Below are 19805 nucleotides of genomic sequence, written 5' to 3' on the forward strand. Positions count from 1 at the left end.
AACGGTCAACAGGCTGATGGCTAACCGTTTTTGAGATAAAAGAAACTAATGTTTTAATGGGTGCAGAAGCAGAGCCTGCTGCGCCGGAACGAAGCAGGCGAGGGCAGATCAGTTAAACACCATGCCGCCATCAATCAAAAGTGACTGGCCAGTCATGTAATCGGAGTCGGGACTGGCGAGGTAGGCGACGCAGGCGGCAACATCTTCCGGTTCAGAAAGACGTCCCAGCGTAATACGTTTCGCAAATTCCTCCGTGCCGTAACCGGCGGGCTTTCCAGCTGCTTCGGAAATCTGTCTGTCGATCTCTTGCCACATTGGCGTTCTGACAATACCCGGGCAAAAGGCATTTACCGTGATCCCGGCAGGCGCCAGATCACGCGCGGCGGTCTGTGTCAGGCCGCGCACGGCGAACTTGCTTGAGCTGTAAACCGCCAGCTCCGGATTACCAACGTGACCCGCCTGGGAGCAGGCGTTGATGATTTTGCCACCGTGACCTTCTGCAGCAAACGCTTTAATCGCGGCCTGCATACCCCAGATCACCCCTTTGACATTGACGTTGTAGACCTTGTCGACCACCGCTTCGGTAATCTCCGCAATTGGCGTGGAGGGCGCAATACCTGCGTTGTTAACGATGACGTCAAAACCACCCAGTGCGAGACGAGCCTCTTCGACTGCGGTCAACACCTGATCGCGCTGCGAGACATCGACCTTCAGGGCTATCGCTTTTCCGCCCAACTGGTTGATCTTGTCTGCGACCTGGCGGGCGGTCTCCTGATTGAAATCGGCCACCGCGACCGCCAGTCCATCTTTCGCCAGACGCAGGGCGATCGCTTCACCAATGCCCTGGCCTGCGCCAGTCACAAATGCCACTCTGTTTTTCATCATGATTTCCTTTTTACATGAACTTAAAGAAGCTGACTCAGATGCAGCTGGCCCATCAGTAACGGGTTGTCAGCGTAATCAACAGGCACAGCCACAACTGCAGGTCCCTGAACATCCATCGCTTTTCGCAGCGTAGGCTCCAGTTCTGCTGCACTGGTCACCGCAAAGCCCGCAGCCCCAAATGCTTCTGCGTAGGCTTTAAAATCAATCGGGCCAAAATGAACACCAGAGACGCGGTGATATTTCTTCTCTTCCTGCATCGCCACCATGTTGTAGGCGTTATCAACCCAGACGATGTGCAGAATATTTGCTTTTAACCGGACGGCGGTTTCCAGCTCCATGCTGGACTGCAGGAAGCCGCCATCACCTGAAACCGACACCACTTTGCGTTGCGGATCGACCAGCCAGGCGCCAATCGCCCACGGCAGGGCCACGCCCATGGTCTGCTGACCATTGGAGATCATGATCTGGCGGGCGCGGAAGCTGTAGAGATAGCGGGCGATCCAGATGTGGAAGCTACCCATATCAACGGTGAGGCTGACATCGCTGTTAATAATGTCCTGCATGGCGCGCACGATGCGCAGCGGATGCAGGGCAAACTGATTGAGGCTGGCACCCTGCATTGCCAGTAATTTTCGTTGCTGCTGGCGATCGTCAAGAATAGAGGCAGTTTCTGCAGTCAGTTGCCGTGGCGCAGTAATACGCGCAGCCAGTTTACGCACCGTGGCCGCGATATCCCCCACCAGCTCCGCATCGGGCAGATAGCGGTTGTCGGTCTCTGCGGGTATCACGTCGATATGAATCAACGTGGCATTGCCGCTGTTCCACATCGCAGGTTCATATTCTACCGGGCTGTAGCCGATGGTAATGATCAGGTCAGCCTGTTGCAGCAGCCGGTCGCCTGCCTGGTTATTAAACAGCCCGACACGCCCGGCAAAACGTGAGAAGTGATCCTGTCTGACGGCCCCGGCTGCCTGATAGGTGCTGGTGACCGGAATATGACTACGGGTCAGTAGCTCGTCGATGGCTTCGCTGTTCTCCGTCTGGCTCGCCATCAATCCCAGCAGGATAACCGGATTTTTAGCCCCGGCAATCGCCCTGCTGACTGCCTCAATCATCGCGTCTGGCGCGGCACCTAACACCGGACGGCCTTTACTGCTCAGCGCTTTGCCGGTCACCGGCTGATCGACAATATCCTGTGGCAGGCTGATAAAGGCACCGCCGCCGCGGCCATGTTCCGCATGGCGAAACGCATTTGACAGGCATTCAGAAAGCGCAGAGGGATCGGTCACTTCAACCGCATATTTGGTGATCGGGCGAAACATCGAAACGGTGTCCATGCTCTGATGAACCTGCTTTGCACTGTCGGAACGTTTCACCTGGCCGCCGATAGCGACCACCGGATCACCTTCGCTGGTGGCGGTAGCCATACCGGTGATCAGGTTAGAGCAGCCCGGCCCTGAGGTAACCAGCGCCACACCCGCGTTGCCGGTGAGACGGCCAACTGCGGCGGCCATAAACGCGGCGTTAGCTTCGTGGCGAACCGGTATGGTCTGAATGGATGAGTCCAGCAGCGAGTCAAAAACCTTATCGATCTTTGCGCCAGGGATGCCAAAGACATGCTGGACACCCTGTGCCTCAAGTTGCGCGACCACCAGGTCAGCGCCACAGGTCCAGAGCGTGGTATCGGTTGAAGTTTTCATCGTCATTCCTCTGATTAGCTTTCTACCGCTCGGATCGCGGCGTCAAGATTGGCGGGGTTCAGGTCGGCATTGAGAAAGTCACTGTCCTGCGGCAGATCCACGACCAGCTTGCTGATGGCACCAAAGGTCAGGGTGCCCTGTTCCAGCGCGTAATCGAGAATGTGGCCGCCGCCTTCGCGGTCGTCGGTAATAAAATGTTCGTGATAGCCCGCAACGTTAATGCCCTGCATATATTGCGGCGTGCGGAATCCAATCAGTTCCCCCGCACGCTGGCTAAAGGAAAAGGTAGGCTGATCGTCCAGCACTTCCGGCATGGATCGATACGGGCGGCACTGGCACGGCACGGTGCGGGTATCGACGCGGCTGAAACGACCGCTGATGCGTAGCGCACAGAACTGGTTATCGGAGGTGATTTCGCTGTCGATCACCCGATGGATGTCCTCGCGTGACATCGGCCGGTCAAACTCAAACAGGTGCTGCGGCTTGAAAAAGGTCATGACCGCAAACGGAGTTTTCTGCGCCGGATCGGCTGGATGCGCGCTGCCGTCGGCGTGCAACTGATAGACTTTGCTGTCAAACGCGATCATCTCGCCATCCAGCCGGTTGAAGGTGCCCAGGCCGAAATCCCCTTTGCGCAGCAGGTCGGCAATGCGGACATTACCGTCATAGACGCCGCTCAGCAGCGCACTCATTAAAGAGGTCTGATAGATTACACTTTCTGGCGCATCCTGGGAAAGCGTTAAGACAGTATGTTTTAGTTGATCCTCGCAGGAACAATCAGTTACACAATTGCTCATTTGATGCCTCGTCGATTAACCGTTAAGCCGTGTTAACCTAATGGTGAACCGATTCAGTCGGTGGGTCCAATAGCGAAACCTGTTAACTTTGAGACGTTTTTGATATGGAACTTCGCCATCTGCGTTATTTTGTTGCCGTAGCCGAGACGCTTCACTTTACCCGAGCCGCTGAATTGCTGGGGATATCGCAGCCGCCACTGAGTCAGCAGATATTGCGGCTGGAGCAGGAGATCGGCACGCCATTGTTGAAGCGGCTGACGCGCGGGGTTGAACTCACTGAAGCGGGAGAAGCGTTTCTGGCGGATGCCCGACAGATTGTGCAGCTGGCCGATCAGGCGCTGGAAAACGCGCGTGGCATTGCGCGCGGGATCAGCGGTCAGTTGTCGCTGGGATTTGCCAGTTCGGTGGCGTTTAATTCGCGCATCTTCACGCTAATCCATAAGTTTAAGGAACGTTATCCCGCGATGACGTTGCTGACGCGTGAAGAGAATATGGCGTTGCTGATGCAGGATTTACAGGAGGGATTACTGGATGCGGCCTTTATCCGGCTGCCGTGCGAAAGCAGCAAAGCGTTTAATCTGCGTGTCATTTCCACCGAAAAAATGCTGATTGCGCTGCCGCGTTCTCATCCCTTAAGCGGTACACCCACTGTGCCGCTCTCCGCGCTGGCGGATGAAACCCTGATCATTTTCCCGCGTGACGTCTCGCCGAGCCTGTATGAGCTGATTGTCACTGCCTGTCTGCGGGCGGGCTTTTCGCGCCACACCTTCCAGCAGGCGCCGCAAATCACCACGTCGTTGGGTATGGTTGCGGCCGGCTGCGGGATTGCGCTGGTGCCGGAGTCGATGCGCTGCGTCGATAACCCCGACGTGAGTTTCTGCGATATCGAAAACAACACGCTGTTTACCGACGTGGCCTTTGCCTGGCGTCGGCTTCATCCGTCAAAAGCGGTGCTGCATCTGCTGGCAATGCTGGCAGAACTGCCTGCTCCACACTAAGAGATGGGTTGATAAGCGCCAGCTATTGTAATGAAAACAATAACCAACTGGCGGCACGAAGCCGGGATGCCAATAATCGGTGCATGACTATATATCGCGTAAGAGTCGGGTTTCATAACCCGTCAGCCCTGACATTCAGGCAACTGGATGAAATTCTGGAGCCGCAGCGATTCTGGAGAACAGATTCGGCAGGCGGCCAGTTCCGCTATTTCATGGAGTATGAGTACCAGTCTGACGTGCGTGACCTTTGTTCGGTCTGCTCGCTGGCCTACAGTCAGGCCTGCAAAGTCAGAAAGTGCCCACTGATTCTGGTCGAGGTGATGAACTGAGGACGTCCGGCGATTCTGCTGTTCCTGGTACAGAATCGCCGGACTTTTTTTGAACGGATTTAACGTGAACGGCGTTCCATCATCAGACTTAACGCAGCGGGCAATACCGTAAGTGTCACCAGCGTACCGCTCACCAGACCACCAATAATCGCCAGTGCCATCGGCCCCCAGAAAACCTGATGAGAAATAGGGATCATGCCCAGGATTGCGGCACACGCGGTCAGCACGATTGGACGCGCCCGGTGATGGGCGGCCTGCCGGATAGCTTCACCAGCGGCAAGTCCGGCGCGGCTGTTCGTATCCACTTCACTGATCATAATCACGGCGTTGCGGATGATGATTCCCGCCAGTGCAATAATCCCCAGCAGCGCCACAAACCCCAGCGGAGTACCCGCCGGCAGCATTGCGGATATGATGCCTGGCAAACCAAACGGTGCCATGCTTAGCGCCAGCAGCATGCCTGAGAAACGTTGCAGCTGAATCATCAGCAGGATCAGCATGGCGCAGATCGTCACCGGCAACAGAGCAAACACAGAACCGTTGCCTTTGTCTGATTCTGCCGCCACGCCACCTTCTTCAATACCATATCCGGCAGGCAGTGAAGCACGCAGAGCGGCAACACCTGGCGCGAGCTGTTGCGAAACCTGTTCAGCCCGCTGACCGGGTGCGATATCGGTCTGTACGGTGATGTAAGCCAGCCGCTGACGGCGCCAGATCACCGGGTCGTCCACCCCCCAGTTCAGCGTCGCGACCTGCCGCAGCGGAATTTTTTGTCCGCTGGCATTGGTAATCATCAATCCTGCCAGCAAGTCAGTGTCCTGGCGCGCCTTGTCATCGCCGCGCAGCACCACATCGATCAGGCGGTTGCGATCGCGCAGCGTGGTCACCACGCTGCCGGACATCAGCGTGTTCAGCGCGGTGGCTATCGTGTCTGATGAGAGTCCAGCCGCGCGGGCCGCTGTCTGGTTTACTGCCAGCCTGATAACGCGTTCTGGCTCTCCGGCGGTGAGATTGACACCCCGGGTCAGCGGTGAGCGAGCAAGCTGTGCCGCCAGCCGATCGGCGACCTGCCGAACCTGTGCATTGTCCGGACCGGTGATGCGATATTTCAGTGGCCAGCCAACCGGCGGCCCCAGCTCAAGCGGTGAGACGCGAGTACTGATATCGTTAAAATCTGCTGCCAGTTTTCGTTCCAGCCGGCTGCGCAGCCGATCGCGCACGGTGAGATCTTTTGCCACCACCACCAGCTGCGCGATGTTTTCATTATCCAGCAGCACATCCATCGGTAGATAGAAGCGGATTGCACCTGAGCCAACGTAGCTGGTGAAGTTCGCCACATCCCGGTCATTCTGGAGCATTTTTTCAAGTTGTACGGTACGACGCAGGGTTTCGGCCTGCGCGGCATTGGCGGGCAGCGTCAGGCTGACCAGCAATTCGGGGCGGTCTGACGCCGGGAAAAACTCACCCTGCATAAAGGTGGTGGCATAAAGGCTGACTAACAGCACTGCCATTGCCACGCCCATTGTCACCAGTCGGTTACGCAGAATCACGTCCAGAAGTCGGTGATAAGTGCGTGCAAGCACGCCCGGCGACGGGTGGGCTGTTATGTGCTTTGCAGACAGCAGCCAGCAGCCGGTGAGTGGAGAAAAGATTACTGCGACCACCCACGAGCAAAGCAATGCAAGCGCAATCACCACAAACAGCGAATAGCAGTACTCTCCGGCACTGGAGGCAGCGAACCCGACCGGAATAAAACCCGCAATCATCACCAGCGTGCCGGTCAGCATTGGGAATGCGGTGGTTTTGAACGCATACGTCGCGGCCTGCCACTTACTGTCGCCTGCTTCCAGCCGCGCCACCATCGCTTCGACAGTGATCATCGCGTCATCCACCAGCAGCCCCAGCGCAATGATCAGCGCACCCAGTGAAATTCGTTGCAGGCCGATGCCCGCCAGCAACATGCCGGTAAAGGTCATGGCCAGCACCAGCGGAATGGCCGCTGCCACCACCAGACCAGCACGTAGTCCCAGCGAGACGAAAGAGACGGCTAACACGATGACGACCGCTTCGCCCAGTATCCGGACAAAGCCGCTGACCGCATTTTTCACCACGGATGACTGGTCAGCCACGCGGGTCAGGGTGATGCCGTGCGGTAACTGACTGGCCAGTGTCTGCATGCGCTGGTTAAGCTGCTTGCCGAAATCGAGCATGTTGCCGCCTGGGGCCATGGAAATCGCCAGCCCGATAGCCGGAACGCCGTTAACCCGAAACGTGGGTGCCGGGGGATCGGCAGGTTGAAGAGTGATGGTAGCCAGTTCAGTCAGCGGGATGAAACGCTCTCCGATATGCAGGGTAATTGCCCGCAGATTTTCGACCGAGGTCAGGGTGCCACTGACCCGCAGCGCAATGTTCTCGCGGTCGGTTCGCAGGCTGCCCGCGGGTACCACGTCGTTCTGCGCTTTGATGGCGTCGCTGACCTGCTGTAAATCGAGTCCCATGCCGTTTAGCTTGCGCGGGGAAAAGGCGATAACCACCTGCTGCTCCTGCACACCCAGCAGGGTGGTTTTTCCGATGTCGGGCAGACTCGTCAGACTTCGCCGCAGGTTATCGACCCGATCGCGCAACTCTCTGGCGGTAAAACCATCAGCCGTAAACCCATAAATTGTGCCGAAGGTGTCATCAAACTCATCGTTCACTGCCGGACCCTGCACGCCCTGAGGCAGTGAAGCGGCAACGTCTTTCATCTTTTTACGTAACTGATACCAGGTGCCAGCCACCTGAGAGGGTGGTGTGTCATCACGCAGGTTGACATATATCACCGTTTGCCCGGCGCGGGTTTCGCTCTCAACGGCGTCCAGCGACGGGATCTCCTGTACCTTCTGTTCCAGTACGTCAGTGACCAGTTGCACCATATTGTCCACGTCCGCGCCCGGCCATTGGGCCGAGATGACGGCAGTTTTGATGGTAAACGCCGGATCTTCATTGCGGGAGAGACGTTCATAGCTCAGTACACCTGCCGCCATCACCAGCAGCATGAAAAAGATGACCAGTTGCTGATGCGCCAGCGCCCAGCCAGAGAGGTTAAAGCCAGCCGGTTTTTTCATGGCGCCTCCTGCATCAGCGAGACCTTTTCGCCGGGCTGCAGGGTATTAACGCCGGCCGTCACAACGCGCTCGCCCGGCTGGATCCCGGCAGTTACAAAGATTTGCTGCGCGTTAAAGCGGGCCAGGACTACCGGACGAAGCTGCAAGCGTGACGCTGCATCAACAACCAGCAGCGCGGGTTTGTCTGAGAAACGGGTCAGAGCGCTGGCGGGCAGGGCGATCACTGGCGGTTGTGCATCGGGCAGGCTGACGGTGACCGTGGCACCGGGTGCCATCGCCTCAGGTGGATTTATCAACGAGATGCGCAGTCGCCACGTGCGGGTCTGCGGATCGGCTTGTGGGCTGATGTCACGCACCGTGCCGCTGGCCTGCACGGTGGGATCGGCGAGCAGCGTCACCTTTAGTGGTATTTGGTCGTCAGGACGCAAAAGCGCTGGTGTGGTCAGGTCAAACACCGCATCGCGTGCATCTCCCGCTGCCAGCGTCATCACATTTTGTCCAGCGCTGACCACCTGGCCAGGCTGAACCGTGATGGCGGTGATCCGGCCTGCGGTGGGTGCAGTGAGTTGAGTCCAGCTGAGAGTGTCCTGGGCATTTTTTAGCGCTGCTTCGCTGCTGAGACGGCGTGACTGCGCGCTTTGCCAGTCTGCCTGGGCGCTGTCAAGCTGGCTGCGGGCGATGGCGCCACCGGGCATCAACAGCCGCATTCGATGAAGATTAAGTGCGGCGACCCGTTCGGCGGCGCGAGCGCTGTCGAGATCGGCCTGTGCGCTACTGAGCTGATTACGTGACTGATCATTTTCCAGCGCTGCAAGCGGTTGTCCGGCGCTGACGCGATCGCCCAGTTCAGCCGCACGACTCACGACCCGGCCATCCAGCCTGAAAGCAAGCGCGACCTCTTCATGGGCGCGGATTTCTCCGGTCAGCACCAGTGAAGCATCACTTCCGAGCGGCGGAACAATCACCGTTTTAACTGGTCGCGGCGGGGCAGCGGGCGGGGCAGAATTATTGTCCCGGCAGCCAGTCATGATGAGCACGCCAAGCAGCACAAACATGGCTGGTGCAAAGATCTGAACACTAAAAAGGTGACGCCACACCTGGCGGGCAGCATCCGGGATTAAATCAGTCATAGCCGGGTTCCTTTAATGAGTTGTGCTCATTGAACCCGGCTTGTGTCCAGAAACGTTGCATGAACCATCAAGAAATGGTCAAGCCAGAACAATTTATCTCCCCGGCAGCGTTATCCCGATTAACAGGCCGCCGTCAGCGGGTAACGTGGCGCGAAGTGATCCGCCGTGCGCCTCGATGATAGCTTTGGCGATCGACAATCCCAGCCCGCTGCCGCCAGAGTGGCGAGCACGAGAGGAGTCAGCCCGGGTAAAGCGATCAAACAGCTGCGGCAGAAAGTCCGGCTCTACACCCTGACCATAATCGCGAAAAGTCAGGGTAACCGCCCGATCGTTCTGGCTGGCGGAGATCAGCAACGCACCCCCGTCCGCCGCGTAGCGCAGCGCATTCTCACAAAGGATCGTCATCACCTGGCCCAGGCGGAATGCATCGGCATCGAGCATCAGAGCCTCTGGTGCGATGACGCTGATGGTCACACCTGCCTGTTCTGCCTGCGGCAGCAGCCAGCCCGTACGCTCGCGCAGTAACTCACTGAGATTAAACCGTTCCCGGTTCAGGACCAGCTGACCGGCATCCGCCAGTGACAACAAATGCAGTTCATCGATCAGTCGGCTGAGCTGCGTCAGTTGCTTCATGATCATTGCCAGTTGCTGCGGCTCCGCTGGAAAGACGCCATCCAGAATACCCTGCAACCGGCCCATCGCCGCCGTCAGGGGTGAGCGAAGTTCATGTGCCATCGCCACATGCGAGGTGCGCAGCTCGCGCTCGTAACGCGCCAGTTGCTGCGTCATCTGATTAAAATCTTCGGTAAAGCGCACCAGCTCCTGCGGAGCTTCTTTTACCACTGCGGCTGTTCGGCCAAATTCCCCTTTTGATACCGCGCGCGCCGCGGTCGCCAGCTGACTGAACTGCGTGGAGAGTGGGCGCGCGAAACGCAGTGCCATAAACACCATAAACGGGATGGTGACGACCACCAGCGCAATCACAGTAAACCAGTCCGACGAGGCCAGCGACGGATCAGAAAAAGTGAGCCCCCACCATTGATCCACGATCTGGTGAAAGCGTGCCGGGTCGCTGGCAGGATGGCGCCGTAGCTGTGAAAACTCCTCCAGCAGTGCGGGTGGCATACGGTAATAGACCCAGTACGCCTGCACCGCGAAGCGCAACCACATACAGAAGGCGATCAGAATGACACTGCCAATCGCCAGAAACATGACCCTGACGCAGATCCAGCGCCACAGAGAGTTGTAGATGTTTTTATTCATGGCTGTCTGAACCGGTAACCCACGCTACGCACCGCAGGTAACACGTCAGAGATGCCTGCAGCTTCCAGTTTACGGCGCAGGTTGTAGACGTGTGTATCCACCACCCGCTCCAGCGCATCGCTTTCCGGCAGACAGTGCTCCAGCAGAAACAGACGGGTAAACGGACGCGTTGGTGCGCGCATCAGGGTGACCAGCAGGGAAAATTCAGTGGGTGTCAGATCGAGACGGCGCGATGTGCCACTGTCGCATTCAATTACGGCTGTGAGGGCGATCGGATCAACGACCAGACCGGCCCAGCGCAGGATTTCGGTGACCGGCGCGCTATTCTGACTGCGGCGCAACACCGCCTGCACGCGCGCCACGACTTCGCCTGGATGATAGGGCTTGACCACATAGTCATCAGCGCCATAGCGGAGTGCACCGATGCGGTCCGGCGCATCGCTCATCGCCGTCACCATGATCACCGGCGTATCGTCGCGACGTCGCAGTGCGGCCAGCACTTCGGTGCCGTTCATGCCAGGCAACATGATATCCAGCAGGATCAGATCGGGCTGCCAGCGTCTGGCGGCATCCAGCCCGCCAGGTCCGTCACCGACAATCATAACCTCATAATTTTCACGTTTCAGATAGGCCTCAAGGACGCCGGCCGCGTCAGCATCATCTTCAATAATCAGGATACGTTTTAGCTGCATTTCAGATCACCTTGACTGTTTCTTCATAAATCCCTGGTCGTTCATTGACACTCGCCCCGCATACTCCGGCCAGTGACGCGGCCCTGAATCCCTCAGCTCCGCACCTGATGTGATAATGAGGAAACGAGATGATAACCGGAAAAATAACGCTTCACATGGTCTGTTTTTCACTGGCATTAAGCGCGGCTGCCGCAAGAGCGGATGACAGTGCCACACCTTCGTCCAGTGTGACGGTGGGCATTGCAGGCATCAATGCACCGCGTTACAGCGGCGCAGATAAGCAGCACTGGCAGCTGACGCCGATTATTCAGGCGCGCGACGGGGCTTTCTTTCTCGATTCGCAAAAAGGGATTGGCTACGATCTACAGGCAGATAATGGGTTGTATCTGGAACATACCCTGGGCTATGGGTTAGGCCGATCTGACCGCAATTCCTCATGGCGTGACGGTGATGACCGGCTCAGGGGCATGGGAAAGATCGATGCCACGGTGAACACCGCGCTTGCGGTGGGATGGTCAGTCACACCATGGTTTGTGCTGGAGGGCAAAGCGACGCTGCCACTAAGTGACAGTCAGGGCGTGCAGTATCGGACATCCGTAACGTTGATTCCCTGGCAGACCAGCGATGATACGGTGGCACTGCAGGTGGCAGGTCTGTTTGGCGACGGACGTTACATGAACACCTGGTACGGTGTTAACCGCGAGCAAAGCGCGCGTAGCGGTTATGAACGTTATGACGCGGCGGGTGGATTTTATGGCACCGACGCCAGCCTGACCTGGAGCCATCAATTTACGCCCGCCTGGGCTGCCAGTGTCATCGGTGATTACACATGGCTGGATAAACATGCCTCAGATAGCCCGATTGTCGCGCGGCACAATGGCGCATCGGCAACCCTGGCATTGAGTTATACCTTCTGAATGGCACCATGAAGAAAAACGGGATGCGCAGCCACCGTCGTTTGCTTGCTGCGCTGATTCTGTTGTATCTGCTGGTTTATGCAGTGATTGTTGTGGCGTTGAGTCTGTTCGATGCGCCGGTACAGGGATAGGGCACTGCAGCGGCTATGAGTTGGTGTGAAGCGCAGCGAGGATTATCATCATTCAGCCGCAGGTGGGTGAAAATGCTGCAACGACCTGATGATTTTTCCTGCCTTCCTGTTCCGGCATCGCCATCGGCATATTGAAGTGAAACAGCGTAATAAAGGGAGTCATACCCTGTGCCAGCAGTTCATCAATGCGCTGGTTACAGAAGACAACGGCCTCCTGATTGACGTCGCCGGTGCCATTGTTGAAAGAAAAGGAGAGGGTCGGGAAGTCAGGAAGGATACAGGTTTATGACGCTATTGCTGACGGGGAGCCTCTGGAATTATCCAGCAAAGCGTGATCTTCTGGAGATTTAAACCCTGCGCAACCAGGATGTCTGGTGGCGCAGGTTGAGTCTTCACGATGACGTCAATGCCACTTACGAAGCAGGAGGCTGGCGTTGACGCCGCCAAAGCCGAAACCGTTCGACATGGCATAAGTCAACTCCGCCGGGCGTGCAGTGAGCGCCACCAGGTCAAGATTGCCTGCTGCGTCATCGGGATGATGAAGGTTCAGTGTCGGCGGGATAAGCTGCTGACGCAGCGCCATCAGGGTGAATATCGCCTCAACGCCGCCCGCTGCACCCAGCAGATGGCCGGTGGCAGATTTGGTTGAAGAGATCGCGACCTGTGAATTATCGCCAAATACAGCTCGAATAGCGGCCAGCTCGCCGTGATCGCCTACCTGTGTTGAGGTTGCATGAGCATTGATGTGATGAACGTCATCCGCGCTGATACACGCCTGGCGCAGAGCGGTTCTCATTGCCCGCGCAGCGCCACTGCCATCTTCCGGACCTGCGGTAAGATGGTAAGCATCGGCGCTGGTGCCATAACCGATAATTTCCGCCAGTGGCGTCGCACCCCGAGCCTGGGCATGGGCAAGCGACTCGATCACCAGCAAACCAGCACCTTCGGCCATCACAAAGCCGTTTCTGTCGCGATCAAACGGACGTGATGCGTGATGCGGATGCTCCTCATAGCCCGTGCATAGGGCACGCGCTGCCGCGAAACAGCCCAGCGTTACGCGATCCAGCGCCGCTTCGGTCCCGCCACAAATCGCAATGTCCGCTTCGCCGCTTCTGATTAATCTTGCTGCATCACCAATAGCCTGCACGCCTGCGGCACAGGCTGTAACCGGTGCGCCCAGCGGGCCGGTAAAACCGTATTTAATAGAGACATGACCCGCGGCCATATTGGCCAGAAACGAGGGGGCAGTGAAGGGCGAAAGTCTGCGCGGACCGCGCCCATCCGTGGTGCGCACGGCGTCAGCAATTGCGCCAAAACCGCCGACGCCGGAGGCAATAATGGTCGCGGTGCGTTCACGCGCGGCCTCATCTTCAGGATGCCAGCCCGCCTGAGCCAGCGCTTCTTCTGCCGCAAGCAGCGCAAATTCAATAAATCGCGACATTTTCTTACGCTCTTTCGGCGCAATGAATGACTCCGGGTCATATCCCGCCAGCGGATCTTCATCAATGCCTGGCACAAGGCCACCTACTGAAATCCCGGTGCCGGCAGTGAGTGTGTCGTGCAGCGTGCGGATACCGGACTCACCCGCCGTTAATCGCTGCCAGACGTTGTTAACGCCACAACCTAATGGCGAAACGACGCCCGCGCCGGTAATGACGATGCGTTGTGATGAGGATGAGTGACTCATGAGGTTGCTCCCGTAAGCTGTCCGGGCAGCGATTGACATGCTGACGCGGAGAGGTGAAACGCGCCTGAAGCGCAAATAGCGAGGCCCAGCACAGGATAGTGCGATGGACGCGCGCAGAGATGGAACATCACAGGCTGAGATAAGCGGAGTAGCATCAGAATCCAGAGCGATGACAAAACAAGTCGCTATATTTGATCTTGTGACCAATTAAGTCAATAGTCACACTGTGCGCAATGCTCAGGGCGCCAGGCTGCGTAATACCAGCGCTGCCAGCTGCGCAGAGGCTTCCTCGGCGTCGTCAAGACTGTACTGGAGCAATACCGGACTGGCATAAGGTTTAAGAACCCGATAGATCGCTTCTGCTGCTTCATCAGCCGGTGTTTTACGCTCAAACTCACCCGTTTCGCGCCCCAGGCGCAGTATTTGCAGAATCAGGTTAAGCAGTCGCTCTTCATGAGCTGAGGCTGATGGCCAGCGATCGCGAGATGCCACAGCGGCAATATCGTAGAGTTTGCGTTCATGAAAAAACAATTCAGTGCCGGTGGCAGAAAGCGTGCGAAACAGCCGTCGCAGTTGTTCTGATGCCCCTGGTGCATCAACCATCGCTTCTTCGACACGCTGCATAATCATCGCCAGCCGATTGGCACATATTACTTCTCCAATCGCCTGTTTAGATTCAAAAAATTTATAGATATACGCTTTCGAAAAACCAATAGCTCTTGCGAGATCAGAAACCGTCGTTTTTTCATAGCCATAATGTGCAAAGTGTTGCATGGCAGCATCAACAATCTGGTCACGAACGTTGTGCCCGGCCGGACCACGTGTCGCATTTTCTGTTACAGACTGGATCATTGTTAAAACCTGACAGAGTAAAGGTGGATGAAAACTCAGTGACCACTGTTATTAATGGTCACATGTTAGGCTGAGCTGCGGTGAAAATCTACAGTCCGGATAAGATGGAGAGAGTCGGGCACTGTTTATGTGACTCAGTACCTTATCGGTGAGAAGGATCAAACAATCGAATCTCCTCTGGATACGCCATAGTAGTGCCAGCTAAACATCATCTTAGTGAAATGTCAGATTCAGGTTTCTTGAGTGCTTCTTTAATTGAGCTGAATTATACTGTCGGGAATGAAGGAAAATTCAGTGGTTTTTTAATGATTTACATTATTGATGGCCAGATCACCTACAATTCTGACGACTGTACCCTCACGCACATGCCTACCCAGGAAACGCTGGGTCTGAGTATTTCTTCTGGTCGTCTTTTTGAGCAGCTACTGAATTCTCAGGGAGAAGTCCTGGCACGCGAAATCCTGCTGACTGAAGTCTGGGATAAATATGGCCTGCGCGGCTCAAACAGTAATCTGAATCAGTATCTAAGTATGCTGCGCAGAGCGCTCGCCGCTTATGGCTGTGAAAATTTAATTATCACCATTCCGAAAATTGGCATCAGACTCAACACTGACATCAGCATTGAACGTGAAAGCCCACAGGCTACGGATGTGACAGATGCCCAAACGGATGAGGTGAACGCGAAGATTCTGGTTCAGTGGAGAAAAGCCACACTCTATTAACTGAGTCTGTTAATCAGGATGTCAATGTCAAAAAACCGCTCCTCAACTTCAGTAAGATGATTTTTTTCATTATTATATTGGTGTTACTGGGCAGTTCTCTCTGGTATTACGCGGGGCCTGGCTTTGATGAAAAGAGTTACTCTATGAGTACCATCAAACTGGAAGGCGGCTGCGAAGCGGTGATATTGCAAGGGCTCAATGTTTTTGAAAAAAAATCACTCAATAAAGAAATTACAGAAATCCTGAAAGAAAATAATCAATCCTGTATACCAGGACGCCGTATCTATTTTGATAAAAAAACCTCATTAACGACGACTAATTATGGCAGAACGATGCTCTCTGCATGCAATCTTAACAGTCGTGGTCATATCGTTTCCTGTGACAACTTCTATTATCTGGACTGGAGAACGTCTTGAAACGAAATGCCACGCTGACAATATCCCTGGCTGCACTTTTACTGGTGATTTTTACAGGATTTAACTTTTTCAAATCCCGGGCTAACGATCTGCCTTTCCGCTGCTCAGCATTCAGTCGCTACGAGCTAAGCCGTCATGATGCTAGTAGAATTGAGTTTGCTGTAACACAGGATCTGCGTTTTATCGATTCTGATACAGGATATCTGTTATTAAATGGTCAGGTTACAGTTGATGATAAGATTACAGGACTTAATCGGCGTATTGCGTTAAGTCAGGGCCGGAAAATAGACAGTGATACATACCGTTATAAAATCACAAAGATGATCACTTCTACGAATGATTCAACACCAGACGATGTCTTTAATATTTTGCTGGCTGAGATTACACTCGACCCCAATTATTTACAGCTGGACTTCACCCGGCTAAATGGGAATACTTATCTTATAAGTGGTCCCCTTTCAAGTTTATTTACCTGCCAGCGGTATTAAACCCGTCAGTTTTTAGTGGGAATTATACCCGTAAGATAGAATGCTCTTACGGGTATTTTTCTGATGCCATTTTTCAGGCGCAACGTAAATCCCCGATTGGTAATAAATATAGGCGTTCAGATGAGCGTTTTTTTTGGTTTTTAAAATCCCGTTTGCCAGAGTATTGATAATACGGATGGTATGCATTCTGCCATCAAGATTTCAATGCGAGGACAAAAGCGGATCTTACCAAAATAGAGAGTGCAGAACTTACACTATGTACACCTGCAGGTAAGATAGGGTGCTGGGTGCAAAATCTCCTTTTGGAGCTTTAACCTATATTGAGGCATTAAAATAGAATAAAAACCTAATTATTAGATTGTTGTGGATTTAAATGTCCATTTTGGGAGCGGTGTGTCCTAATTAAGCCTGACGGATGTTTTGTTATTTTATCAATACAGGACTTCACAATGATGGCTGAATATTTTTATTCTCAACTTTGGCTATATCTCAACACTGTAAGGCTTTTTTGTATGCCTGATATGACGAATCGATAACCTGTATGCTCAGGTGATTATGATTTCCTGAGAAAACGACAACGCTATCATTTACTTCGTTAAAATTCTGACGTGTGCTTTTGTCTGCTAATTTACAAGCATTTAAGTGGTGTAATGATATTTACTGATTTTTCTACTAATCACTAACCTTGTGTTAGTCAGATTGAGTTAATTATTATGTTTAGAGTAACCGAAAATCATGAGCGGGTCATTGATGCATTAGCCGGATATACCCAGGCTGCAAATCCAGATGAGATTTCGCGTGGGAAGCGTCGCTATCATCTTACTAAAGATAATCTACGCCGAATTATGTTCATTCTTGATGGTGATTTCTTACTCAAGTTAAAGGGCGATCATAAGGTGTTGAATGTCTTATCGGCTCCCTTTGTTGTCGGAGTTACGCCAGCACTCGATGAACCTCCCGTTTATCTGGAAAGGATTGATTATGGAAAAGTCAGTTTTATTGATTACGATCTATTCTGGCAACTGATCTTCGAGAAAGACCTTTTCAATGACGCTATGTCTATTTTATCTGGCCAATATTCTGACCTGATGAACTATATACAGTTATCTAAAAATAATTCCTATGATGAAGTGGTTTCCTTAATCCGGCATTGGGAAAAGCTACCACCGCATCTTAAAAAACGATTTTCAGCACTTTGTCTGATTCAAAGTAGTTCACATCTTTCAAAAAGCTCAATTTGCAGAGTGCTGAAAGAATTGAAAGAGAAAGGTGAGCTCACCCTGGTTAATGGCAAGTTTACCTGATTATTTTAACTTTTGAGATGCTTAAGGAAAAAATGGATTTTAAAGTTGTTTGTACAAATGAAAACTACTTCTTTCGGTTGGGCATCTCAAAAATAATTGAGGAGGCATTACTATCTGATTCATCTGTGGAGTTTTTACGAACTGACAGTTCACAAAGTCTGGGCCGGGCCGATTTTATACTCATTAATGCTGCTCAGTGGCGTCTTTATATGTGTCAGCCGGCCTACCGTGCTCGGAAGCCCGGTAGTATTATAATAGTGTTCACTGACGATGTTGAAGACATCACACTTGAGCAACTTCCTGTATGCTATCGCTCTATTATTATTATTTCGCGCAATGATTCCATTCGGGATATTCACGACAAAATCATTCGCTTCTGGGTCGGTCATCAGGGAAACAGACAAGGTTTTCTACCGTCAGATTGCGCAGGCTGTGTTTTTGCACGTGTGACGATAGTCCAGTTGCAGGTGCTGAGTTTTTTAAAAAAAGGGTATAATGTCGGGCAAATAGCTAAGCATCTTAATCTTTCAGTTAAAACTGTTTACACACATAAGTATAATGTAATGAAAAAGTTTTCACTCAACGGTGACAGGCAATTTAACGCATTTATCAATGATCTTTCTCTGTTTGAGCTTTATAAAGGAATTATTGATAACCCAGAGCCTTAATCGACAATGTCTCTTTTTGATGTGGTTCGGTTGTTCTTTTTTTGTCGGGTGAGAGGAGTGACAAACTTATGACATCGTTATGAAAGAGTTTAATGAGAAGATGCTATCGTTATAAACATTCATACACGTTTCAGAATGCTGAAAATACCTAAACAACTTCATTTTTCGAATAATCAAAAGTATGTGAGAATTAGCCTGTTAATTAAGATTTTTCCTGAAACTAATGTTGAGAGAGTTAAATGGAAGTCGCCAATAAAATAGCAATCTGTTCTCTGATGCTGGCTACCGTGCAAATGAGTGGCTGCACGTCTCACAATGCTGAACCACAGCGCCTGATAATGCGTAATCCCGCCAGCGAGTGGTGTCTTCAGCGCGGTGGAAAGCTGGTGCAGGCGGCATCATCCAGCGGCAGTGCGCTCTATTGCGTTTTGCCATCAGGAGAAAAGATTGAGCAGTGGGCGTTATTTCATCGTGATCAATCGAAATAGTTCCTGGATTATTCGATAGTCAGCATGATGATGCTTAACTGTATTGTATTATAAATAGTTTTGCCTGGTTTTATCATGAATATTTATTAATTACCGTTCCGTTATTCAATGAGTTTTCTTTTCAACTGAACTGATTAACGTTTCTGGCCTCATTCCTGTAACAGGAAATGAGGCTGAATTTTTTTATTAAGTGCAGTCGCTGAAAATAATTTCTTTTATGAGTTGTTTTGCCGGGTGTGCAATTAAAAAATCTTAAAAAATTAAAGCTATGTTTATAATTTATTTCTGCATATCTAAGTTTCGGGATGCTAAAAATTTCGAAAGAAGAAAGTTTGTTTAATTTGTTCAGATGAAAGGATTTATTCATTGTGCTATCTGAAATTAATTTAACTGTTCTTTTTACGAGCAGCACTAACGTAATCCCAAATCAGATTAAACAGGTAAGCATAGACCAGAAAAAACAGCACCAGCCCGCATTCCAGTTTCAGCGCTGCGAGTAGCGTAATATTCAGCCACCATGCTGCAAAAGGTATCAGCACCACTAACAGTCCAGCCTCAAACAAAACGGCATGGAGGCATCTCATTCGCCAGTCTTTTTTAAATCCTGTTCGGAGCTGGATGCTGTCAAACATCAGATTGAACAGGTAGTTCCATCCCATTGCCAGCGTTGATGAGACGATCGTCAACAGTGCCGATTGTGCGGGGGCAGCTGAGGCCCAAATCATCAGGATAATGAATACCAGCACATTGGCAGCAACTTCGAAAACAACCGCGTGCAGCACTCTCTCTTTGGTGGTGCGCACCGGGGATAAATAGTGTTCCAAAGCAAACTCTCATTGATTAGTCAGGCACCGTAATGGGTGCAGGAAAAATGCAGGACTATCCTGCCATCAGTATCTGAATGCTAAAACGTTCTGCAGGGTGCCCCGTTGTCGGTTTCAGAGCAACTATGTTGCTTCGGCTTTTGTTTCGGCATGACTGCGTTCCATATTCGCTGTGATGATAACAACTCTTGAGCGGGGTAAACTATTAAAATGCCAAATGAATCCTAAATAGATTTATATTTTAATTTTTATAAAAATGTCAGTTTTGAGGTCTGTTTAACAGGGGTGCCAATCTTTCTGAAACATTCATTGAGCACCCGAACCACGGTTGCCAGCCCAACCCCTGCGCTTAGGGCAACGTCTTTCAGCGACATGTCTGCTCCTTTGAGGTAAACACCTCAAAACACCAT

The 19805-nt window shown here is 52.7% G+C and carries 21 protein-coding genes and 1 pseudogene; 10 read left to right on the top strand and 12 right to left on the bottom strand.

Annotated features, from left to right (window positions below):
• Positions 1-108 precede the first annotated feature (108 nt).
• Genes NP77_RS22350 through budA form a run of 3 tightly spaced genes read right to left on the bottom strand, consistent with a single transcriptional unit; the run spans position 109 to position 3382 of the window.
• Positions 109-882 (bottom strand): (S)-acetoin forming diacetyl reductase, encoded by a 774-nt coding sequence (locus NP77_RS22350; protein ID WP_039661974.1) that lies wholly within the window; start codon positions 880-882, stop codon positions 109-111.
• A gap of 23 nt (positions 883-905) precedes the next feature.
• The gene (alsS, locus tag NP77_RS22355) at positions 906-2585 is read right to left on the bottom strand and encodes an acetolactate synthase AlsS (RefSeq protein WP_039661976.1); all 1680 of its coding nucleotides are present in this window, start codon (positions 2583-2585) and stop codon (positions 906-908) included.
• Between the two features lie 14 nt (positions 2586-2599).
• Positions 2600-3382 (bottom strand): acetolactate decarboxylase, encoded by a 783-nt coding sequence (gene budA, locus NP77_RS22360; RefSeq protein ID WP_008926804.1) that lies wholly within the window; start codon positions 3380-3382, stop codon positions 2600-2602.
• Positions 3383-3486: 104 nt separating this feature from the next.
• Between budA and NP77_RS22365 the strand changes: the two genes are divergently transcribed.
• On the top strand, positions 3487-4380 hold the full coding sequence (locus tag NP77_RS22365) for a LysR family transcriptional regulator (protein WP_003850589.1): 894 nt from the start codon (positions 3487-3489) through the stop codon (positions 4378-4380).
• A gap of 83 nt (positions 4381-4463) precedes the next feature.
• Entirely contained in the window at positions 4464-4709 is a 246-nt protein-coding gene (locus NP77_RS22370) for a hypothetical protein (RefSeq protein WP_003850587.1), read from the top strand.
• A 59-nt stretch (positions 4710-4768) separates the two neighbouring features.
• On the opposite strand, the gene NP77_RS22375 is transcribed toward NP77_RS22370, so the two are convergent.
• From NP77_RS22375 to NP77_RS22390, 4 genes are all read right to left on the bottom strand, one after another.
• Positions 4769-7813: an efflux RND transporter permease subunit gene (locus NP77_RS22375; RefSeq protein WP_003850585.1), complete on the bottom strand. Its 3045-nt coding sequence runs from the start codon at positions 7811-7813 to the stop codon at positions 4769-4771.
• A complete protein-coding gene (locus tag NP77_RS22380; RefSeq protein WP_039661979.1) occupies positions 7810-8943 on the bottom strand; it encodes an efflux RND transporter periplasmic adaptor subunit in 1134 nt (377 codons plus the stop codon). The genes NP77_RS22375 and NP77_RS22380 overlap by 4 nt, the downstream gene beginning before the upstream one ends.
• 93 nt (positions 8944-9036) lie before the next feature.
• Entirely contained in the window at positions 9037-10206 is a 1170-nt protein-coding gene (locus NP77_RS22385; protein ID WP_039661981.1) for a cell wall metabolism sensor histidine kinase WalK, read from the bottom strand.
• Complete coding sequence (locus NP77_RS22390; RefSeq protein WP_008926808.1) at positions 10203-10898, bottom strand: response regulator; 696 nt, start codon at positions 10896-10898, stop codon at positions 10203-10205. The genes NP77_RS22385 and NP77_RS22390 overlap by 4 nt, the downstream gene beginning before the upstream one ends.
• A 128-nt stretch (positions 10899-11026) precedes the next feature.
• On the opposite strand from NP77_RS22390, the gene NP77_RS22395 reads away from it, so the two are divergent.
• Both NP77_RS22395 and NP77_RS24000 read left to right on the top strand, forming a co-directional pair.
• Positions 11027-11815, top strand: coding sequence for a MipA/OmpV family protein (locus NP77_RS22395; protein WP_003850580.1), 789 nt, complete (start codon positions 11027-11029; stop codon positions 11813-11815).
• 8 nt (positions 11816-11823) lie between these two features.
• Positions 11824-11946, top strand: a complete 123-nt coding sequence (locus NP77_RS24000) for a hypothetical protein (protein WP_255348852.1) — start codon at positions 11824-11826, stop codon at positions 11944-11946.
• A 70-nt stretch (positions 11947-12016) separates the two neighbouring features.
• On the opposite strand, the pseudogene NP77_RS23230 reads toward NP77_RS24000, so the two are convergent.
• From NP77_RS23230 to NP77_RS22410, 3 genes and pseudogenes are all read right to left on the bottom strand, one after another.
• A pseudogene (locus NP77_RS23230) lies at positions 12017-12184 on the bottom strand (family 1 glycosylhydrolase); the annotation flags it as partial.
• Between the two features lie 165 nt (positions 12185-12349).
• The gene (fabF, locus tag NP77_RS22405; RefSeq protein WP_039661986.1) at positions 12350-13633 is read right to left on the bottom strand and encodes a beta-ketoacyl-ACP synthase II; all 1284 of its coding nucleotides are present in this window, start codon (positions 13631-13633) and stop codon (positions 12350-12352) included.
• Between the two features lie 237 nt (positions 13634-13870).
• Positions 13871-14485 carry a TetR/AcrR family transcriptional regulator gene (locus NP77_RS22410; protein ID WP_039661988.1) on the bottom strand — a complete coding sequence of 205 codons (615 nt, stop codon included), beginning with the start codon at positions 14483-14485 and terminating at the stop codon, positions 13871-13873.
• Positions 14486-14790: 305 nt separating this feature from the next.
• On the opposite strand from NP77_RS22410, the gene NP77_RS23925 reads away from it, so the two are divergent.
• The 6 genes from NP77_RS23925 (at position 14791) to NP77_RS22440 (ending at position 18571) form a co-directional block, all read left to right on the top strand.
• On the top strand, positions 14791-15207 hold the full coding sequence (locus NP77_RS23925) for a winged helix-turn-helix domain-containing protein (RefSeq protein ID WP_231572363.1): 417 nt from the start codon (positions 14791-14793) through the stop codon (positions 15205-15207).
• A gap of 143 nt (positions 15208-15350) precedes the next feature.
• On the top strand, positions 15351-15623 hold the full coding sequence (locus tag NP77_RS23930; protein ID WP_231572364.1) for a hypothetical protein: 273 nt from the start codon (positions 15351-15353) through the stop codon (positions 15621-15623).
• Complete coding sequence (locus tag NP77_RS22425) at positions 15620-16111, top strand: FidL-like protein (RefSeq protein ID WP_039661993.1); 492 nt, start codon at positions 15620-15622, stop codon at positions 16109-16111. The genes NP77_RS23930 and NP77_RS22425 overlap by 4 nt, the downstream gene beginning before the upstream one ends.
• Positions 16112-16824: 713 nt before the next feature.
• Positions 16825-17415, top strand: a complete 591-nt coding sequence (locus NP77_RS22430) for a helix-turn-helix domain-containing protein (protein ID WP_008926814.1) — start codon at positions 16825-16827, stop codon at positions 17413-17415.
• A gap of 32 nt (positions 17416-17447) precedes the next feature.
• The gene (locus NP77_RS22435; RefSeq protein ID WP_039661995.1) at positions 17448-18083 is read left to right on the top strand and encodes a LuxR family transcriptional regulator; all 636 of its coding nucleotides are present in this window, start codon (positions 17448-17450) and stop codon (positions 18081-18083) included.
• Between the two features lie 239 nt (positions 18084-18322).
• Positions 18323-18571: a DUF333 domain-containing protein gene (locus NP77_RS22440; RefSeq protein WP_039661996.1), complete on the top strand. Its 249-nt coding sequence runs from the start codon at positions 18323-18325 to the stop codon at positions 18569-18571.
• 386 nt (positions 18572-18957) lie between these two features.
• On the opposite strand, the gene NP77_RS22445 is transcribed toward NP77_RS22440, so the two are convergent.
• Both NP77_RS22445 and NP77_RS24110 read right to left on the bottom strand, forming a co-directional pair.
• Positions 18958-19395 (bottom strand): PACE efflux transporter, encoded by a 438-nt coding sequence (locus NP77_RS22445; protein ID WP_039661998.1) that lies wholly within the window; start codon positions 19393-19395, stop codon positions 18958-18960.
• A 248-nt stretch (positions 19396-19643) separates the two neighbouring features.
• Positions 19644-19769, bottom strand: coding sequence for a LacI family DNA-binding transcriptional regulator (locus tag NP77_RS24110; protein WP_072040397.1), 126 nt, complete (start codon positions 19767-19769; stop codon positions 19644-19646).
• Positions 19770-19805: the final 36 nt, after the last annotated feature.

Origin of the sequence: Pantoea sp. MBLJ3 (assembly GCF_000816655.1) — a bacterium.
GTDB classification, from domain to species: domain Bacteria; phylum Pseudomonadota; class Gammaproteobacteria; order Enterobacterales; family Enterobacteriaceae; genus Pantoea; species Pantoea eucalypti.

Coding starts and splice junctions, on each gene's coding strand:
- NP77_RS22410 (WP_039661988.1), bottom strand. CDS start 14,485: ATGATCCAGTCTGTAACAGAAAATGCGACACGTGGTCCGGCCGGGCAC.
- NP77_RS22365 (WP_003850589.1), top strand. CDS start 3,487: ATGGAACTTCGCCATCTGCGTTATTTTGTTGCCGTAGCCGAGACGCTT.
- NP77_RS22390 (WP_008926808.1), bottom strand. CDS start 10,898: ATGCAGCTAAAACGTATCCTGATTATTGAAGATGATGCTGACGCGGCC.
- NP77_RS22385 (WP_039661981.1), bottom strand. CDS start 10,206: ATGAATAAAAACATCTACAACTCTCTGTGGCGCTGGATCTGCGTCAGG.
- NP77_RS22370 (WP_003850587.1), top strand. CDS start 4,464: ATGACTATATATCGCGTAAGAGTCGGGTTTCATAACCCGTCAGCCCTG.
- NP77_RS24110 (WP_072040397.1), bottom strand. CDS start 19,769: ATGTCGCTGAAAGACGTTGCCCTAAGCGCAGGGGTTGGGCTGGCAACC.
- NP77_RS22395 (WP_003850580.1), top strand. CDS start 11,027: ATGATAACCGGAAAAATAACGCTTCACATGGTCTGTTTTTCACTGGCA.
- NP77_RS22375 (WP_003850585.1), bottom strand. CDS start 7,813: ATGAAAAAACCGGCTGGCTTTAACCTCTCTGGCTGGGCGCTGGCGCAT.
- NP77_RS22350 (WP_039661974.1), bottom strand. CDS start 882: ATGAAAAACAGAGTGGCATTTGTGACTGGCGCAGGCCAGGGCATTGGT.
- NP77_RS22435 (WP_039661995.1), top strand. CDS start 17,448: ATGGATTTTAAAGTTGTTTGTACAAATGAAAACTACTTCTTTCGGTTG.
- alsS (WP_039661976.1), bottom strand. CDS start 2,585: ATGAAAACTTCAACCGATACCACGCTCTGGACCTGTGGCGCTGACCTG.
- fabF (WP_039661986.1), bottom strand. CDS start 13,633: ATGAGTCACTCATCCTCATCACAACGCATCGTCATTACCGGCGCGGGC.
- NP77_RS22440 (WP_039661996.1), top strand. CDS start 18,323: ATGGAAGTCGCCAATAAAATAGCAATCTGTTCTCTGATGCTGGCTACC.
- NP77_RS23925 (WP_231572363.1), top strand. CDS start 14,791: ATGATTTACATTATTGATGGCCAGATCACCTACAATTCTGACGACTGT.
- NP77_RS22430 (WP_008926814.1), top strand. CDS start 16,825: ATGTTTAGAGTAACCGAAAATCATGAGCGGGTCATTGATGCATTAGCC.
- NP77_RS23930 (WP_231572364.1), top strand. CDS start 15,351: ATGAGTACCATCAAACTGGAAGGCGGCTGCGAAGCGGTGATATTGCAA.
- budA (WP_008926804.1), bottom strand. CDS start 3,382: ATGAGCAATTGTGTAACTGATTGTTCCTGCGAGGATCAACTAAAACAT.
- NP77_RS24000 (WP_255348852.1), top strand. CDS start 11,824: ATGAAGAAAAACGGGATGCGCAGCCACCGTCGTTTGCTTGCTGCGCTG.
- NP77_RS22380 (WP_039661979.1), bottom strand. CDS start 8,943: ATGACTGATTTAATCCCGGATGCTGCCCGCCAGGTGTGGCGTCACCTT.